Below are 16,324 nucleotides of genomic sequence, written 5' to 3' on the forward strand. Positions count from 1 at the left end.
GTTATCATCTAGAAAAGAGGCTTATCTTATGGGCATTTTACTTGATACATTTTCAGAAAAAATACCTTTGTTGACACACTCGGAGAAGCATGTACTGTATTACATTGAACATCATTGGGAAGCGTCAAAAACGATGCCGCTGACTCAAATGGCAGAAGAAAATAATGTGAGTACGACGACAGTAATCCGTTTATGTCACAAGCTCGGTATGGACGGTTTTTCTGAGTTAAAATACTTCTTGAAAAATCATCAAGCTGCAGAACTTCCAGGAGATCTCGATCCTATTGAGCGATACAAAAAAGATGTACAAATTAGCTTGTCACAATTACGTGCAGATGATTTACAAAGCATCGCTCATTCGATTGACAGGGCCAATCGGATCGTTATATTATCCGTTGGTCTTACGAAGATGATAGGGGAGTATGTAAGTAAGAGACTCATGCAGGTGAATCTGTCGACCACGTATATTTATGAGTCACACATGATCGACCTTATTAGTAATTGGATTAGTAAAGATGACCTCGTTATTTTTATTTCCTCAAGTGGAGAAACGGAGACGTTATTAAAAGCGTGTGATAAACTGGACCACTTGAATATTAAAACAGTGGCTATGACAAATAATCCGGACAGCCGTTTGTTTAAAACATGCCAGCAGGGGGTCAGTGCACCGGTCGAAAAAGTATCCTACGAAGGATATGACGTCTCCAATCGATCGTCTCTCGTTATGCTCGCTGACTTAACCTTTGAGTATTATTTAAAATTTATGGTGGGAAAAGGTTGAGCGTTGCGACGCTGCTCGCTTATAAAACAGCTCCGAACGGGCAAAACAAAATCCCTCCATGCAGCATGGAGGGGATCACTTATTTTATATGTTTTCTTTGATATTCTGCAATGGAGCCATACTCTTCCTCGAATAAGCGAGATAACCTTATATAAATGGGGAGAAGTTCACGATAGACAGCAGAGGTTTCAGGAACCGGGTCGTGGGTGTGAGTATTGCCAATCATCTCGGAAACAATACTGAAATCTTCAATTTCCCCGGTGGCGTACATCCCTAAAACGATCGCTCCCAGGCAAGAACTTTCATAGCTTTCTGGTACAACGACAGGCTTATCAAAGATGTCTGTCATCATTTGCCGCCAAACTTCTGATCGAGCAAAACCACCGGTAGCTTGAATGCGCTGTGGTTCACCTGTTAATTCCTCAAGCGCGAGAAGGACGGTATATAAGTTGTAAATAATACCCTCTAGAACGGCACGGACCATGTGTTGTTTTTCATGATGAATGCTAAGGCCAAAAAACGATCCCCGAGCACTCGAATTCCATAGTGGAGCTCGTTCTCCTGTCAAGAAAGGGTGGAACACTAAACCGTCAGAGCCGGCAGGAACATTGGTCGCTATTTTTGTTAACACATCATAGGGATCGATTCCAAGCCGTTTAGCTGTTTCTACCTCAGCGGCAGCAAACTCATCGCGAAGCCATCGTAACACCATGCCGCCGTTATTTACTGGACCGCCAATTACCCAATGGTCCTCAGTGAGTGCATAACAGAAAATACGCCCCTTTGGATCGGTTTTGGGTTCATTGGTAACGCTTCGTATTGCACCACTTGTCCCTATTGTTACCGCAATAACTCCTGGCTCTATAGCATTAACTCCCAGATTAGATAACACACCATCACTGGCTCCAACGATAAAAGGGGTTTGCTCTGCAATGCCCAGGTATTGCTGATACTCCTTTTGGATACCTGTCATAGAATGAGTAGTTGGCACAAGCGTAGATAATTGATCCGGTGTAATCCCCGCAACCTGCAAGGCCTCTTCATCCCAATTTAATTCTTTTAAATTAAATAACCCTGTAGCTGAGGCGATCGAGTGATCAACAATATATTCACCAAACAACTTGTGAAACACATACTCTTTAATGGAGATGAACTTTTTTGCTTTAACAAAAACTTCTGGTTTCTCTTCTTTCATCCACATTAATTTGGCAAGAGGGGACATGGCATGAACCGGTGTACCTGTACGCAAATAAATGTCATGGCCGTTTAGTTCTTCTTTAAGCTTTCTAGCATACTCGGCACTTCTTGTATCCGCCCACGTAATGCTATTGGTTAACAACTCATCTTCTTCATCTACAGCAATCAGGCTGTGCATGGCTGAACTAAAAGAAACAAACGATAAATCACCTTCGTTAAGTTTCGCTTTTCTTACTGTTTCCCGAATGGTTCCAAGGACAGCATCTAAGATTTCTGATGGATCTTGTTCAGCTACAAGCTGATTTGGCGTATGTAAAGGGTAATTGATGGTATGTTGAGTCACCACTTCACCTTTTTTAGTGAAAAGTACGGATTTTGTGCTTGTAGTCCCAATATCTACCCCTAAATAATAAGATAGTGAAGTCATCGCTGTTCCTCCTTTGTGAGTCTATTCGTGAAAAAGGGACAGACTCATGGCTATCCCTTTTTCACGGTTTATTATAGTTTACGATATAAACAAGCTTATGACGAATACGACGGAAAATCCGACGAAACCGATAATGGTTTCCATCACGGTCCACGACTTTAATGTGTCTTTAACGTCAAGTCCAAAGTAGCGGTTAACGAGCCAGAATCCAGAGTCATTCACGTGAGAAAATACGGTAGCACCTGCTGCAATGGAAATAACGACTAGACCAAGGACTGGTCCGTCTAAGCCTAGCGTCTCAATTAATGGAGAGACAAGTCCGGCGGCTGTAACCATAGCAACCGTAGCAGAGCCTTGAGCTAAGCGAACAGCTGTAGAAATGACGAATGCTAAAAGTACGGGTGGAAGTGCGGAATCAATCATAATCTCACCTAGGACATCACCAACCCCGGAATCAATTAATACTTGTTTGAATACACCACCAGCCCCTGTAACAAGAATAATGATACCAGCTGGTTCAAGTGCTTTTGTGGCAATTTCTTGGACTTCGTCTCTTGTATAGCCGCGTTTTGTTCCTAGGAATGTAAAGGTTAGCAGAGTAGCGATTGTTAATGCTACAAATGGGTGCCCAAGGAAAGTAGCAATGCTTCGGAATAAGTTTCCTTCTGCAAGCAGCAATTCTGAAATTGTATTCACTAAAATTAATACTAATGGAATAAAGATGAGCGTAGCGATTAAGCCAAAACCAGGCAGTTCCTTATCGTATTCTTTTTGCTGCTCTTCTTCACTTATCTCCATATAATCTGGAACGCCTACATTAATCTTAGAAGCTATATAACGCCCGAATAAAGGGCCTGCTAGAATCATAGATGGAATACCTGCCAGCACCCCAAAAAGAATAACCCAGCCAAGGTCCGCACCAACTAAATCGGCTACTGCAATAGGACCAGGAGTAGGGGGGATAAAGCTGTGAGTAACCGCTAAACCAGCTAGGAGGGGAATTCCGTAATACAAAATGGATTTTCCTGCTTTTTTAGCTAATCCATAAACGATTGGGACTAATATAATAAATCCAACATCGAAAAACACAGGTATGGCAACTAGAAACCCGGTAATCCCTAAGGCCCATTGAGCTTTATCTTCACCAAATTTAGCAATCAATGTTTGGGCCAGTCGTTCAGCTCCACCAGAAACTTCTAGAAGCTTACCAAACATAGCACCTAAACCAACGACAACAGCAACAAATCCAAGTGTTCCGCCCATGCCGCTTTCCATCGAATCGATGACATCGCCTAAAGGCATCCCTGCTGCAATCCCTACGACTAAACTAACGAGTAATAGGGCAACAAAAGCATGGAGTTTTGTACGAATAACTAAAAATAATAGTAAGAAAATCCCCGTTATGGCTACGAAAATTAATGATAAATCTGACATGTTATTTCCTCCTTTAAATGTAATGAACCGCTTTCATGATAAAGATTAAAGAATTCTAGTTACTTATTGTTTTACGACAGCATGTCCACCGAATTCATTCCTTAATGCCGCTACAACTTTACCTGAGAAGGTATCCTCTTCTTGTGAGCGGTAACGCATCATTAGCGATAAAGCAATAATAGGTGCAGACGTCTGAAGATCGAGTGCGGTTTCCACTGTCCATTTTCCTTCACCTGATGAATTCATTACTCCTCTAAGGTCCTCGAGATTTGCATCTTTAGAAAAAGCTTGTTCCATTAGCTCCATTAACCACGAACGAATGACGGATCCATGGTTCCACACTTTAGCCACTTTTTCGTAGTCATAATTGAACTCACTCTTATGGAGGATATCAAACCCTTCTCCTATGGCTTGCATCATTCCATATTCGATCCCATTATGTACCATTTTTAGAAAGTGACCGCTTCCAGTTTTGCCTGTATATAGATAACCATTCTCTATGCAAACGTCTTCAAAAATGGGCTCAATGTGTTTGAATTTATCAGGATGCCCGCCGATCATTGTGCATGCACCGGTTCTAGCTCCATCAGTGCCGCCGCTTGTACCACAATCAAACAAATAAATTCCCTTTTCTTCTAGAAACTCAGATCGTTTAAGGGTATCTTTGTAATTTGAATTACCACCATCAATAATCATATCACCCGGGTGCAAAAGCTTAGAAAGGGTCTGAATGACGCTTTCAGTTACTTCTCCTGCAGGTACCATCAACCATACGACTCGTGGAGAAGGTAGATCAGTAACAAACTGCTCTAAAGAATTACGATAAAAAAATTTTTCATGATTTATTTTTTCTTGAACCGTTAAGTCTGAATCATAGCCTACAACCGTATGATCATGATCTAATAAGTTCAAGCTTAAGTTAAGGCCCATCTTTCCAAGGCCTACCATACCTATTTTCATTAAATTGCCTCCTTTGTAGCAAAAGAATATTTTTTCGCCTACGAGCGATTATATCAAATTTTTTTTCGTAAGCAAGACATTTAAAAAATATTTTTTTCTTATATAATGTAAACATGAAACTTAAGTAGGGGGTCGCATGATGGAACGGGAGACACAGCACGGACTTGCAAGAATAAGAAGCAGTTATTCGAAGTTTAGTGATAAAGAGAAAAAAATTGCAGACTACATCCTCGAACAGCCAGAAACGATCATACACCACACGATAAACCAAGTAGCCGACGAATTGGATGTAGCTGAATCGACGGTGTTTCGTTTTTGTAAACGAATTGGCTTTAAAGGTTATCAAGCACTAAAGATTGCCTTAGCTGCTGAAATTGTAACACCTATTAAAGATATTCATGAGGAAATTAATGATGGGGACAGCGTAACAACGGTTTCCGAAAAAGTTTTTCATTCGAATAGTAAAACGTTGGAAAGTACGTTGCAAATTCTTGACGGACAAGCGATTGAAGAAGCTGTTGACGCTTTATTGAAGGCAAGAAAAATTGAATTTTATGGCTGCGGGGGTTCAGCGGTGGTAGCCTTGGATGGTTATCATAAATTTATTCGAACAGGATTGCTGACTAGTACTCAGCTTGATTCCCATATGCAGTTGATGTCTGCATCACAGTTGGCAGAAGACGATGTAGCGGTCATTATTTCACACTCTGGAACGACGAAGGATTCTCTCGATGTCCTTAGAGTTCTAAAGGAAAAAGGAATTAAGACGATTGCCATAACGAACTTTGCGAAATCACCACTAACGAAGGAAGCCGATATTTCCCTTTATACGGTATCAGAAGAAACCGACTTTCGATCTGAAGCATTTTCATCAAGGATCGCACAGTTAAGTATTATTGACGCTCTATATACAAACATAATGATAGCTAAGCAGGAAACGGGAAAGCGTTCTTTAGAAAATATGCGTGAAGCCATGTCGTTAAAAAGACTATAAATAAACGGGGTCTACCGTACCCCGTTTATTTATGATTTTCTATTTCTTTATTAATTTCTTGATAAATATCTTCAAAATCATCTTCTAAGAACAGGTCGTGGCATTCATTATTTAAATATTTGGCCTGTTGTAAATAAATAATTCCTTTTTTCATGTAAGATTTGTAAGATTTAGTAAGTTCCTCAATTTCTTCAGCAAATTTTTCGTCTGTTCCTGCTGTTACGGTTTCTGCATAGAGGTCGATGATAGAATCACCTTTACGCTCAGGAAAGTATTCATGCGGATCGGTACTATCAAACACACAAATGCCTAGATCACGCAACACGACCATATCAATACTTTCTGGGTCAAACCCGCAGTGATACAGTTCGACATTGTGACCTAATGATTCTGCTTCTGCAGCCACTTTTCGTAAGAAGGTTGATTTGCCAGTACCTGCGCGCCCCTTGATAAAATAGCGATGGTCTAATCCTTCCGTTAAGTTAGGGATGTAATCCACAACGCCCTCTGGTGTAGATGCACCAAAAAAGCGGTGTTTCGTCCTTTGAAGGGGCGCTGGTGATGCTTTGGATAGATGAAGCTGGTTAATAAAATCATCGGTTAGATCGTTTGCCCTCGTAAAATTCATGTTAGATATATAAATAAGTTCCAGATCGTCATGAATGTCTAACCCGATTTTGAAAGCTTCGTGAGCTTGATGATATGCTTCTTTCATTTGTCGTTTGTAAATTTGTATTTTGTGTTCTAGATGGGTGGGTAGGGGAGTGGAAATAAATCGTTCAGTGGCCTTTCCGAACCCACGAACAAGATGACTGCCTGCATAAACACCGATATTTAATTCAGGTAGAATAAAGCCGTCGAGAGCCTTGTGGTCAGCAGAACAATGGATCATTTCCACTTCGTAGCCTTTATTCATCCATTCGTTTGCCACTTTCATTAAAGGGTCAGCTGCACTGATTAACTCCCCTCTTTTCCATCTGATAACGTGATCTAATCCTTGGAAGTTAGATAAATAAAATGGGTAAAATCCTTTAGCAGTATGATCCCCTGCAAAATAATGAATTTCTTTTCCCTTCACATTCTCACGCTCCTCTATTTGTAAGGTATGTAGCTCAAGACGGCTAGGTGATAGCCTAATTCATACATTTTTCCGCAAATTCCTACAATGGAAGGAGTTTAAATTTTAAAAATGTGGGAAAAGACAAGTTGATGTACGCATAAATTGTTGATCAAAAACGAATGTACTAATAAATAATCAACAAACGATAACCAACAATTCAAAGCAGGTGAGATCATGGATAAACAGCAACCTATCTTTTTCTTAATGAATTCAATCGACTTGGTCAGAGGGGGATTAACAAAGGCTTCTCTGAAGCAGGCTTCCACCTTTGCTGAAATGGGATTTGATGTCTATATGGTAACTTTTAACTATAACCTCAACTATCCTCAAATCAGACACCACTTAGTAGAAATGGACAAAATCCATCCAAATGTTACTATTCTAAACCACTATGAAGAATTAGATGGAAATATGGAAACGTCTCCAAGTAAAAAGACACTTAAGAAGAAAACACTAAAAGATTTAGCAGAAGGCGGGACCATCAATAAGCGTAAAGGGAAGAACGCTTATCGTATTTATCAAAATGGAGTTTATACAAAATACATCGATTATGGGGATGATGATCATCTTAACTTTATCGATTATTTTAATGAGAACCGCTACCGAACGAAAAGAGAAGATTATGATCCCAAGGGAAATTTAAAAAGAGTTGTCTTTATGGATTTCAATAAGAATAAGCCAAGGCAGAAAGTGTATTATAATCAAAAAAAAGAAGCTTATTTATCGGAATGGATTGACCCTAAAGGAGGATCAGTCATTCGGATTAATCATTTTAATCCTAAAACTGGAGAAATTACTAAAATTTATAGAGAAGGCAGTACGAAGTTTAAAGTGGATTGGATTACCAGCCTTCTATCCCAGTATAAAGATCCAATAGTCATTTCGGATACGCGCAGCACAGATGAAGTATTAGCTGAAATCCCAGGTAAATATGCGACGAAGATATGGCGCCTGCACAGCAGCCATGTTCATTATCCATTTGATGAAAATGGAGATATAGCGGATAAAGTTAAAACAGGAATAGATAATTTAAATCAATATGATGGTGCTTTTGTATTAACGGAACAGCAAAGACAGGATTTGATTCGCCGTTTTGGAAAAGAGGATTTCTTCCACACGATTCCTCATTACCATGAGTCCAAGGGTAAGAGCGGGGGAGCGATTAAAAAGTTCTTATCTAAAGATGAACGTGATCCAAAACTAGCCGTAGTTGTAAGTCGGCTATCCACATTAAAAAGAATTGATCACACGATTAGGGCCTTTAAAAAAGTCATTCAATATATACCAGACGCAAAGCTTGAAATCTGGGGTACTGGAACAGAAGAAGAGAAGCTGAAAACACTGGTTAAAGAGCAGAGCTTAGAAGGAAACGTTAGTGTCAAAGGTTATACCCATGATCCAGATGAAGTGTATCAACGTGGTTTGTTCTCTGTGTTAACATCAAAAAGTGAAGGTTTTGCGTTATCCGTTCTTGAAAGCACAGTTAACGAAACACCTGTTATCAGCTATGATGTGCGATATGGACCCAACGATTTAATTCATCATAATGTGACAGGGAAGCTGGTAGAAGATAAAAATATCGAAGCCTTAGCAGATGAAATGATTGATTTGTTTAGAAATCCAGAAACTACTAAACAAATGGGGATTAAAGGTGCTGCTTTTATTAATGAGAACTTCAATAAAGAATCCTACAAAGATAAATTTCTCACCTCCATTGCTAAAGTGGAAGAATATAAAAAAAACAATCATAAATAAGTAAGGCTGGGACAAAACTGAATAAGGCATAAAAATAATCCGAACGATTTTATTGAAATCAGTTCGGATTATTTATGTGCCAAGAAAGGATTTTACCATCTTTCCGTCTCAGCTTCCTCTTGCGTCGCTCTTTTACAGCGTTTCGCTGGTACCCTTATACTTACTCGCTGCAATAGAGCCGCTCCACTGTTGCGGTGTTTTGACTGCGCTAATGATCTGCGCTTACACGAATCAATTTTTTATCGTTCGTTTTTTGACATCAAGACATTACTTATGTCCCACCCTCATTACATTTATTTCGTTAAATGAGGCAGCTTTGTTTTTAAGTAATTCATGCTTATCTCTAAACTTTCTAAAGGGGTCTTTCGGCTTTCATCTTGTTCTACAACCCACCATTGCACATCTGCTTGTTCCCCTAACGATAAAACAGAGTCAAGGTCAAGTCCTCCAGTTCCTAATTCCGCAAAAAATTGCTCCTCATCCGTCGTCATATCTTTAAGGTGTAGAAGAGGGGTTCTGCGATCATAGCGTTTTATCCATTCAATCGGATCTTCTCCAGCCTTTTTAAGCCAATAAATATCAAACTCCGCTTTAACATCAAGAGGATCCGTTTCTTCGAAGATCATTTCCAGGGCCGTTCGCCCATCTGATTGTTTTTTCAATTCAAAATCATGGTTATGATAACATAGCTTCATACCTTCTAAACGGCACATTTCTCCAGCTCTTTTTAAGACATCGATGAGCTGATGGTAGTCATTTTCGTTTTGAGGTTCGAAGTAAGGGCATACGATATATTTACTTCCAAGTATTTTTTGTACCTCAATCACTTGGGTTAAATTATTTTTTATTTGCTCCAGTGGTACATGACTGGAAGCAGCTCTTAAGCCAATGTCATCTAAAAGCTCCTTCATTTCGCTTGCCGTATAATCCCCAAGTCCCGCAAATTCAACGCCATCAAATCCTAATTCAGCGACTTTTCTTAATGTACCTTCAAAATCTTTTTCAGTTTCTTCACGCAGCGTATATAATTGCACTGCGACTGGTATCGTATTCATAAATCTCCCTCGTTTCTATTTAAGTGGTCTTAGATCATATCTTCTCTTAAATCTTACAAAATTACTTAAAAAAAACCAAATTTTCTGCAAGATATTAAAAAATTTAAAAGAATAATAGGTAAGATATTGAATAGATTTTGCGAAAACGTTTGCCATAGAATCGTTGTTAGAACAGTATCCCTCGAACGTATGGATAATATTGGATACTGAAATCGATTACAAATTGAAATTATTATCTAAAAATTCATGTTGTTATTCTGATATTACCGTGGTATAGTTTAGATAATGAATTTGTGCAAACGTATTCACGAAAACGCAACCAAACTCTGCACTAGTACTTATAAAGCGTATTCATGCAATTGCGCAACTTTGCTACATACAAGATGCAAACGAGTGCACTAGATTATGAGATGCGGATAAGTCGAAGGATTACGCCATAAGAATGATCTATTTTTTATGTGAATAGTGGAAGCGCATTCATTTAACTAGACAAAATTATTAGGGGAGTGTGTTACATGAAGAAGAAAAAGTTTTATACAGGAATGGCTTCAGCACTGCTGGCTTCAACAGTTTTAGCAGGTTGTTCCTTTTCGTCAGGAGACTCTGAATCTAATGGTGACGGAGGTTCTGAAGATCAAGTAACCGTTGATGTCTTCCAGTTTAAAGTAGAATTCAAGAATCAGTTTGAGGAATTAGTAGAAATGTATGAAGAAGAAAATCCCGATGTAAATATTAACGTTAAAACAGTCGGCGGAGGTAACGATTACGGACAAGCTCTTAAAACATCTTTCTCATCTGGTGAAGATCCAGATATCTTTAACGTAGGCGGACCTGCTGATGTAGATGAATATGAGGATTATCTTACGGATTTATCAGATACTGAAGCAGCAGGTGCAGCACTTGAAGGTACACTATCTGCTGTAGAGCGTGATGGGGAGATCCTAGGCCTTCCTTTTAACCAGGAAGGATATGGACTTCTATACAATAAAGAAGTATTTGAAGAAGCAGGTGTAGATGCAGAATCTATTGAAACGATGGATGACTTAGAAGAAGCTGTACAGACGATTGATGATCAGAAAGACGATCTTGGTATTGAAGCACCTTTCGCACTGCCTGCAAAAGAACAGTGGGTGCTAGGTAACCACTTAGCGAATACGTTCCTAGCTACCGAGTTCGATAATAGTCTTTCCGAAGCTTATGAAGCTGACACCGTAGAATTCGAGCGTGGAGATGAAATGCAGCGTTTCTTAGACCTGCAGGCTGACTACTCTGTAGGACCGGTCCTAAGCCTTGACTACTCTCAGCAAGTAGAAGAGCATTTCTCTCTTGGGAATGTAGCTATGATCCAGCAAGGTAACTGGGTATACAACACACTTGAAGAAATGGATCCTGAATTCGCTGAAAATAATGTAGGTCTGCTGCCAATTCCAGTTGAAGGACAAGAAGGCAAGCTTCCTGTGGGAGTATCTAATAACTGGGCGGTAAACAACGAGTCTGACGAAGAAGTAATTGAAGCTAGTAAAGACTTCTTAGACTGGATGTATACATCTGAAGAAGGTAAGAAGTTTGTAACGGAAGAATTTAAGTTTATTCCAGCTTATGAAGGATATGAAGATCAAAACATTGCTGACCCTATTTCTGAAGAAGTATACGAATATGCATCTGCGGAAGAAACACTTGGATGGGTATTCATGGGGGCACCGACTTCATGGACTGAAGATCACTTAGGTTCTGCTATGCAAGAGTACCTTGGCGGAGACATTGAGTGGGAAGAAGTTGAAGAAAAAGCACGTAATGGTTGGGAAAACGCTAGACAATAGTCATTTTGAAAAAGAATCGGCAAGAGCATGGTTTCATGCTCTTGATCGATTCATTAATTGAATATCTTTTCTATTAGGGTGTTTAGGAGATTAGACAGCCTAATAGATGAGATGTTCAACTTTCATTACTTTCTGAAATCGATTTCATAAAACTCGCTCTTACTTTTATACATAAAAGTTAGCGTAATCAGCATTGGAGGACGGTCGCATGCATAATAAAAGCCTTGCCTTTTGGTTATTCCTAACCCCAGTTATATTGGGACTTGGGGTAGTCGTGGTCATTCCATTCATCTATGGATTTATTTATTCATTTACAGACTGGAACGGACTTAGAGCTAATGAATTTTTAGGATTACAAAACTATATTAATTTGTTCCAAGAAGCCGAATTTATGAACTCCATCTGGTTCACTACGAAATTTGCTTTTGTAGCAGTTGTTCTATTAAACGTATTTGGGCTAGGTTTAGCTTTAATCGTAACTAGAAACCTTAAATCTAGTAATTTATTAAGAACAATCTTCTTCATGCCTAACCTCATTGGTGGACTAATCCTAGGGTTTATTTGGCAGTTTATCTTCATCAGTGTATTTGGAGATATTGGAGATTTAACAGGTATTGAAGGGTTTAATGGTTGGTTGTCTACAGCAAATACAGGTTTTTGGGGAATTGTCATCCTAACGTGCTGGCAAATGGCTGGTTACATTATGATCATTTATATTGCTTACTTAGAAAATATTCCTAAGGACTTGATTGAAGCGGCTAAAATTGATGGGGCAAATGGCTTTCAACGCTTTAAAAATATTACATTTCCTCTAGTTGCACCTGCATTTACAATTAGTATGTTTCTAACCTTATCCATGTCCTTTAAGATCTATGACCAAAACCTCTCCTTAACAAATGGGGGGCCAGCTAACCAAACCCAAATGGTAGCTATGGAAATTGTGAACACAGCGTTCTCTGATAATGACATGGCCTATGCTCAGGCAAAAGCAGTTATCTTCTTCTTGATTGTATCTGTAGTTGCATTAACTCAAGTGTATTACAACAAGAAGCGGGAGGTTGAGATGTAATGAAGAAAAACAACGAAAAGAGAAATTTATTCTCAATCGAAATATTAGGTATCGTGTTAGGGCTGCTTTGGATTGCTCCATTCTACTTAATGATCGTCAATGCCTTTAAAACAAAGCGTGATATTTTTACAGGAGTACTGGGATTTCCAGAAGAATGGATTACTGAAAACTTTGTAGAAGCGTTTATTGATCTTGAGTTCCTTAAGTCTTTATTTAATTCAACGCTGATTACTGGCTTAAGTGTAGCGATCATCATCATCTTCTCATCCATGGCAGGTTATGCCCTTGCTCGAAATAAGAGTAAGTTAAGCGGCGTTATGTTTTTCATATTCGTAGCTGCCATGCTGATTCCTTTCCAATCGGTAATGATCCCGTTAGTTGCCCTTTTCGGTCAGGCAGATATGTTGAATGCGGGCGGCTTGATCTTCATGTACTTAGGATTTGGTTGTAGTTTATCAATTTTCCTATATCACGGAGCAATGACTGGAGTTTCGAAATCAATGGATGAAGCAGCCATCATCGACGGAGCTAACCGTTTCCAGTTGTTTTGGTTCATTGTTTTCCCATTATTGAAGCCGATTTCTGTAACAGTAGGTATTTTGAATGTGATCTGGATTTGGAATGACTATTTACTTCCATCTCTTGTGTTAAGCGAATCAAACGCAACGATTCCGTTGAAGATGTTCTTCTTCTTCGGTCAGTATACGAAGCAGTGGCACCTTGCGTTAGCTGGTTTAACCATTGCCATTATTCCAGTAATTATTGGCTACTTCTTCGCTCAAAAACAAATCATTGCGGGGGTTTCTGAAGGAGCCGTGAAATAATAGCTAAAGGGGTGGATGAACATGTCAGTCACAATAAAAGATGTTGCTAAACGAGCAAATGTGGCGCCATCCACTGTGTCCCGAGTAATATCTGATAGTCCAAGAATAAGTGAAGATACAAAAAGAAGAGTTCGGAAAATCATGGAGGAGATGGGCTACCATTTAAACTTAAATGGACGAGTGCTCGTCCGTCAGTCCACTCAAACGATTGGAATAGTGATGAAGGACTCAGCCACTCATTCATTTGAAAATCCATTCTTTTCAGAGATACTAAAAGGGATAAGTGAATCTTGCCATAAGAGAGATTATAGTTTGAACTTAACAACCGGTGAATCTGAGGAATCGATTTTTCAAGATGTCGTTAAAATGGTTCAAGGAAAACGTGTGGATGGTATTATCGTTCTCTACTCAAAAGAAGATGACAAAGTGGCCCCATATTTAATGAAACATAATTTTCCGTTTGTCGTTGTGGGCAAACCTCTATACGGGGCCAATAAGTTTATGTATGTGGATAATGATAATATCGAAGCAAGCCGCGAAGCCACGAATTATTTAATTGATCGTGGCCACAGAGAATTAGGTTTTATCGGCGGAGATTTAAAATTTGAAGTGACAAGAGATCGTTTAAAAGGTTTTAAACTGGCAGCAAAGCAGCATGGAATAGAAATCAACGATCACTCTGTTAGAAGTATAGATTTAAATGATACGGTGGAAAACGGTAAGAACATTGTGAAAGATTTAATGGGATTGCCACAGCCGCCAACTGGTTTAGTGATAACAGATGATTACAATGGGCTGACTGTCATGTCTGCGCTTCAAGAACAAAATATAAAAGTTCCGGATAACGTCAGTATCATCGGGTTTAATAATACGATGATCGCTAAACTGGCTAACCCGCCATTAACGACAGTAGATACAAACCCTTATCAGCTCGGCTATGAAGCCTCGAATGGTTTAATCGATATACTGCATGAGCCGAGTATGATAAAAAGAGGGGTCATTATTCCAACAAATATTGTGGAAAGAGATTCATGCCTTTCTATAAAACCATCTACAGAAAAGTTAAAACCACAACTCGACGCAAATTAAATCTAAAAGGAGCGATTTTAATGAATATTACAGTATGGAATGAATTTCGTCATGAAAAAGAGAACCAGGTTGTAGCTGATATCTATCCAGAAGGAATCCACGGGGCTATTGCTGGATTTTTGGAAGGTGAGGACCATGTTGTTCGCACAGCAACTTTAGATGAAGAAGAACATGGACTTACGGATGAAGTACTTAACGATACAGATGTTTTAGTTTGGTGGGGGCATAAAGCCCATGAAGAGGTTTCTGAGGAAGTTGCTGAAAAAGTGAAGCAGCGTGTCCTGGATGGAATGGGACTTGTCGTTCTACACTCTGCACATTTTTCAAAAGTTTTTAAAAAGCTTATGGGTACAACTTGCGATTTGAAATGGCGTGAAGCTGATGATAAAGAACGTATTTGGGTTGTCGATCCTACGCATCCGATCACAGAAGGTCTTGGGGAGTACATTGATATAGAAAAAGAAGAAATGTACGGAGAGCACTTTGATATTCCAGCCCCAGATGAGTTGGTGTTTGTCAGCTGGTTCGAAGGTGGAGAAGTTTTCCGAAGCGGAGCAACATTTAAGCGTGGTCGCGGGAAGATTTTCTACTTCCGCCCTGGACATGAAACATATCCTACTTATTATCATGAAGAAGTACAAAAAGTTATCCAAAATGGTGTGAAGTGGGTGAACAACGGAGGTACACCTAAGAACGTTTACGGTAACGCTCAACCGTTAGAAAAAATTTCAGAGAAGTAAATGATAGAAGGAGGAGGACTTACAATGTCAAAACTAAAAGTTGCTATTATTGGGTGTGGAAGTATTGCTCAGAACCGTCACCTACTTGAATATGAAGCGAATGAAGAAGTGGATATTGTAGCTGTTTGCGATATTGTTGAAGAACGAGCTATGGTTACGGCTGAAGCTTTTGGAGCTAAATCGTACACGGACTATGAAGAACTTTTGAATAAGGAAGACGTAGATGCAGTAAGCGTATGTTTACCAAACTACCTTCATGCACCTGTTTCCATAGCTGCTTTAAATGCAGGAGCCAACGTGCTTTGTGAAAAGCCAATGGCGACTTCTCATGAAGAAGCTGAACAAATGATCGAAGCAGCAGAACGAAATGGAAAGAAACTAATGATTGCTCACAACCAACGCTTTGTTTCCTCTCATGAAAAAGCGCGTAAGCTGATTGAAAATGGGGATATTGGCAAGGTTTACAGCTTCCGCACTACGTTTGGTCACGGTGGTCCTGAAGGATGGAGTGCTGAGGGAGAAGACAGCTGGTTCTTTAGAAAAGAAGAAGCTTTCATTGGAGCTATGGGAGACCTTGGAGTACATAAGGCGGACCTCCTACGCCATATTCTTGGAGAAGAGTTTGTTGATGTAGCTGGGTTCGTTGAAAATAATGCCAAGGAAGGAATTTCTGTAGATGATAATGCAGTCTGCATCCTTCGTACAGAAAATGGTGTAGTTGGTACATTGACTGCAAGCTGGGCTTACAATTCAGCAGAAGATAACTCTACAGTGATTTATGGAGAAAAATGCACCCTTCGTTTAGAGGATGATCCTACGTACTCTTTAATCGCGCAATATACAAACGGTGAAATTGTAAAATACGAACTTGGTCAAATTCAATCCAACGATGAAGGTGGACAAACAAATACAGGAGTTATCGATCATTTTGTCGAATGTATTGTTGAAGATAAGAAGCCTCTTATTGATGGGGAAGAAGGAAAGCGTTCGCTGGATGTTATTTTAGCAGCGCTTGAATCAGGAGAAACACGTAAAATTACAAAGTTAGAGAAGTGATTG

Annotated in this window: 14 protein-coding genes; 9 read left to right on the forward strand and 5 right to left on the reverse strand. The window is 39.5% G+C overall.

Annotated elements, in window-relative coordinates; genetic code table 11:
• Positions 1-28 precede the first annotated feature (28 nt).
• On the forward strand, positions 29-781 hold the full coding sequence (locus tag IEV27_RS16075) for a MurR/RpiR family transcriptional regulator (protein WP_188378519.1): 753 nt from the start codon (positions 29-31) through the stop codon (positions 779-781).
• Between the two features lie 79 nt (positions 782-860).
• Here IEV27_RS16075 and gntK read toward each other — a convergent pair whose 3' ends face one another.
• The 3 genes from gntK to gnd all read right to left on the reverse strand — a co-directional run bounded on the left by gntK (position 861) and on the right by gnd (position 4,799).
• Positions 861-2,405 (reverse strand): gluconokinase, encoded by a 1,545-nt coding sequence (gene gntK / locus IEV27_RS16080; protein WP_188378520.1) that lies wholly within the window; start codon positions 2,403-2,405, stop codon positions 861-863.
• Between the two features lie 78 nt (positions 2,406-2,483).
• On the reverse strand, positions 2,484-3,839 hold the full coding sequence (locus tag IEV27_RS16085) for a GntP family permease (RefSeq protein WP_188378521.1): 1,356 nt from the start codon (positions 3,837-3,839) through the stop codon (positions 2,484-2,486).
• 63 nt (positions 3,840-3,902) lie between these two features.
• Positions 3,903-4,799: a phosphogluconate dehydrogenase (NAD(+)-dependent, decarboxylating) gene (gene gnd / locus IEV27_RS16090; RefSeq protein ID WP_188378522.1), complete on the reverse strand. Its 897-nt coding sequence runs from the start codon at positions 4,797-4,799 to the stop codon at positions 3,903-3,905.
• Between the two features lie 139 nt (positions 4,800-4,938).
• Between gnd and IEV27_RS16095 the strand changes: the two genes are divergently transcribed.
• Positions 4,939-5,793 carry a MurR/RpiR family transcriptional regulator gene (locus tag IEV27_RS16095; RefSeq protein WP_188378523.1) on the forward strand — a complete coding sequence of 285 codons (855 nt, stop codon included), beginning with the start codon at positions 4,939-4,941 and terminating at the stop codon, positions 5,791-5,793.
• A 25-nt stretch (positions 5,794-5,818) separates the two neighbouring features.
• On the opposite strand, the gene IEV27_RS16100 is transcribed toward IEV27_RS16095, so the two are convergent.
• The gene (locus IEV27_RS16100; RefSeq protein WP_188378524.1) at positions 5,819-6,871 is read right to left on the reverse strand and encodes a hypothetical protein; all 1,053 of its coding nucleotides are present in this window, start codon (positions 6,869-6,871) and stop codon (positions 5,819-5,821) included.
• Between the two features lie 216 nt (positions 6,872-7,087).
• On the opposite strand from IEV27_RS16100, the gene IEV27_RS16105 reads away from it, so the two are divergent.
• The gene (locus IEV27_RS16105) at positions 7,088-8,668 is read left to right on the forward strand and encodes a glycosyltransferase (protein WP_188378525.1); all 1,581 of its coding nucleotides are present in this window, start codon (positions 7,088-7,090) and stop codon (positions 8,666-8,668) included.
• A 293-nt stretch (positions 8,669-8,961) separates the two neighbouring features.
• Here IEV27_RS16105 and IEV27_RS16110 read toward each other — a convergent pair whose 3' ends face one another.
• Positions 8,962-9,723 (reverse strand): sugar phosphate isomerase/epimerase family protein, encoded by a 762-nt coding sequence (locus IEV27_RS16110; protein ID WP_188378526.1) that lies wholly within the window; start codon positions 9,721-9,723, stop codon positions 8,962-8,964.
• A 515-nt stretch (positions 9,724-10,238) separates the two neighbouring features.
• Here IEV27_RS16110 and IEV27_RS16115 point away from each other — a divergent pair.
• The 6 genes from IEV27_RS16115 (at position 10,239) to IEV27_RS16140 (ending at position 16,321) form a co-directional block, all read left to right on the forward strand.
• On the forward strand, positions 10,239-11,543 hold the full coding sequence (locus tag IEV27_RS16115; RefSeq protein WP_188378527.1) for an ABC transporter substrate-binding protein: 1,305 nt from the start codon (positions 10,239-10,241) through the stop codon (positions 11,541-11,543).
• 208 nt (positions 11,544-11,751) lie between these two features.
• Positions 11,752-12,612: a carbohydrate ABC transporter permease gene (locus IEV27_RS16120; RefSeq protein ID WP_188378528.1), complete on the forward strand. Its 861-nt coding sequence runs from the start codon at positions 11,752-11,754 to the stop codon at positions 12,610-12,612.
• A complete protein-coding gene (locus IEV27_RS16125) occupies positions 12,612-13,436 on the forward strand; it encodes a carbohydrate ABC transporter permease (RefSeq protein ID WP_188378529.1) in 825 nt (274 codons plus the stop codon). The genes IEV27_RS16120 and IEV27_RS16125 overlap by 1 nt, the downstream gene beginning before the upstream one ends.
• A gap of 21 nt (positions 13,437-13,457) precedes the next feature.
• Entirely contained in the window at positions 13,458-14,525 is a 1,068-nt protein-coding gene (locus IEV27_RS16130) for a LacI family DNA-binding transcriptional regulator (RefSeq protein WP_188378530.1), read from the forward strand.
• Positions 14,526-14,545: 20 nt separating this feature from the next.
• The gene (locus IEV27_RS16135; protein WP_188378531.1) at positions 14,546-15,265 is read left to right on the forward strand and encodes a ThuA domain-containing protein; all 720 of its coding nucleotides are present in this window, start codon (positions 14,546-14,548) and stop codon (positions 15,263-15,265) included.
• Positions 15,266-15,289: 24 nt separating this feature from the next.
• Positions 15,290-16,321 (forward strand): Gfo/Idh/MocA family protein, encoded by a 1,032-nt coding sequence (locus IEV27_RS16140; RefSeq protein ID WP_188378532.1) that lies wholly within the window; start codon positions 15,290-15,292, stop codon positions 16,319-16,321.
• The last annotated feature ends 3 nt before the right edge of the window (positions 16,322-16,324 follow it).

This window comes from Halobacillus andaensis, from assembly GCF_014636475.1.
GTDB lineage: Bacteria > Bacillota > Bacilli > Bacillales > Halobacillaceae > Halobacillus_A > Halobacillus_A andaensis.

Coding starts and splice junctions, on each gene's coding strand:
- IEV27_RS16075 (WP_188378519.1), top strand. CDS start 29: ATGGGCATTTTACTTGATACATTTTCAGAAAAAATACCTTTGTTGACA.
- gntK (WP_188378520.1), bottom strand. CDS start 2,405: ATGACTTCACTATCTTATTATTTAGGGGTAGATATTGGGACTACAAGC.
- IEV27_RS16085 (WP_188378521.1), bottom strand. CDS start 3,839: ATGTCAGATTTATCATTAATTTTCGTAGCCATAACGGGGATTTTCTTA.
- gnd (WP_188378522.1), bottom strand. CDS start 4,799: ATGAAAATAGGTATGGTAGGCCTTGGAAAGATGGGCCTTAACTTAAGC.
- IEV27_RS16095 (WP_188378523.1), top strand. CDS start 4,939: ATGGAACGGGAGACACAGCACGGACTTGCAAGAATAAGAAGCAGTTAT.
- IEV27_RS16105 (WP_188378525.1), top strand. CDS start 7,088: ATGGATAAACAGCAACCTATCTTTTTCTTAATGAATTCAATCGACTTG.
- IEV27_RS16110 (WP_188378526.1), bottom strand. CDS start 9,723: ATGAATACGATACCAGTCGCAGTGCAATTATATACGCTGCGTGAAGAA.
- IEV27_RS16115 (WP_188378527.1), top strand. CDS start 10,239: ATGAAGAAGAAAAAGTTTTATACAGGAATGGCTTCAGCACTGCTGGCT.
- IEV27_RS16120 (WP_188378528.1), top strand. CDS start 11,752: ATGCATAATAAAAGCCTTGCCTTTTGGTTATTCCTAACCCCAGTTATA.
- IEV27_RS16125 (WP_188378529.1), top strand. CDS start 12,612: ATGAAGAAAAACAACGAAAAGAGAAATTTATTCTCAATCGAAATATTA.
- IEV27_RS16130 (WP_188378530.1), top strand. CDS start 13,458: ATGTCAGTCACAATAAAAGATGTTGCTAAACGAGCAAATGTGGCGCCA.
- IEV27_RS16135 (WP_188378531.1), top strand. CDS start 14,546: ATGAATATTACAGTATGGAATGAATTTCGTCATGAAAAAGAGAACCAG.
- IEV27_RS16140 (WP_188378532.1), top strand. CDS start 15,290: ATGTCAAAACTAAAAGTTGCTATTATTGGGTGTGGAAGTATTGCTCAG.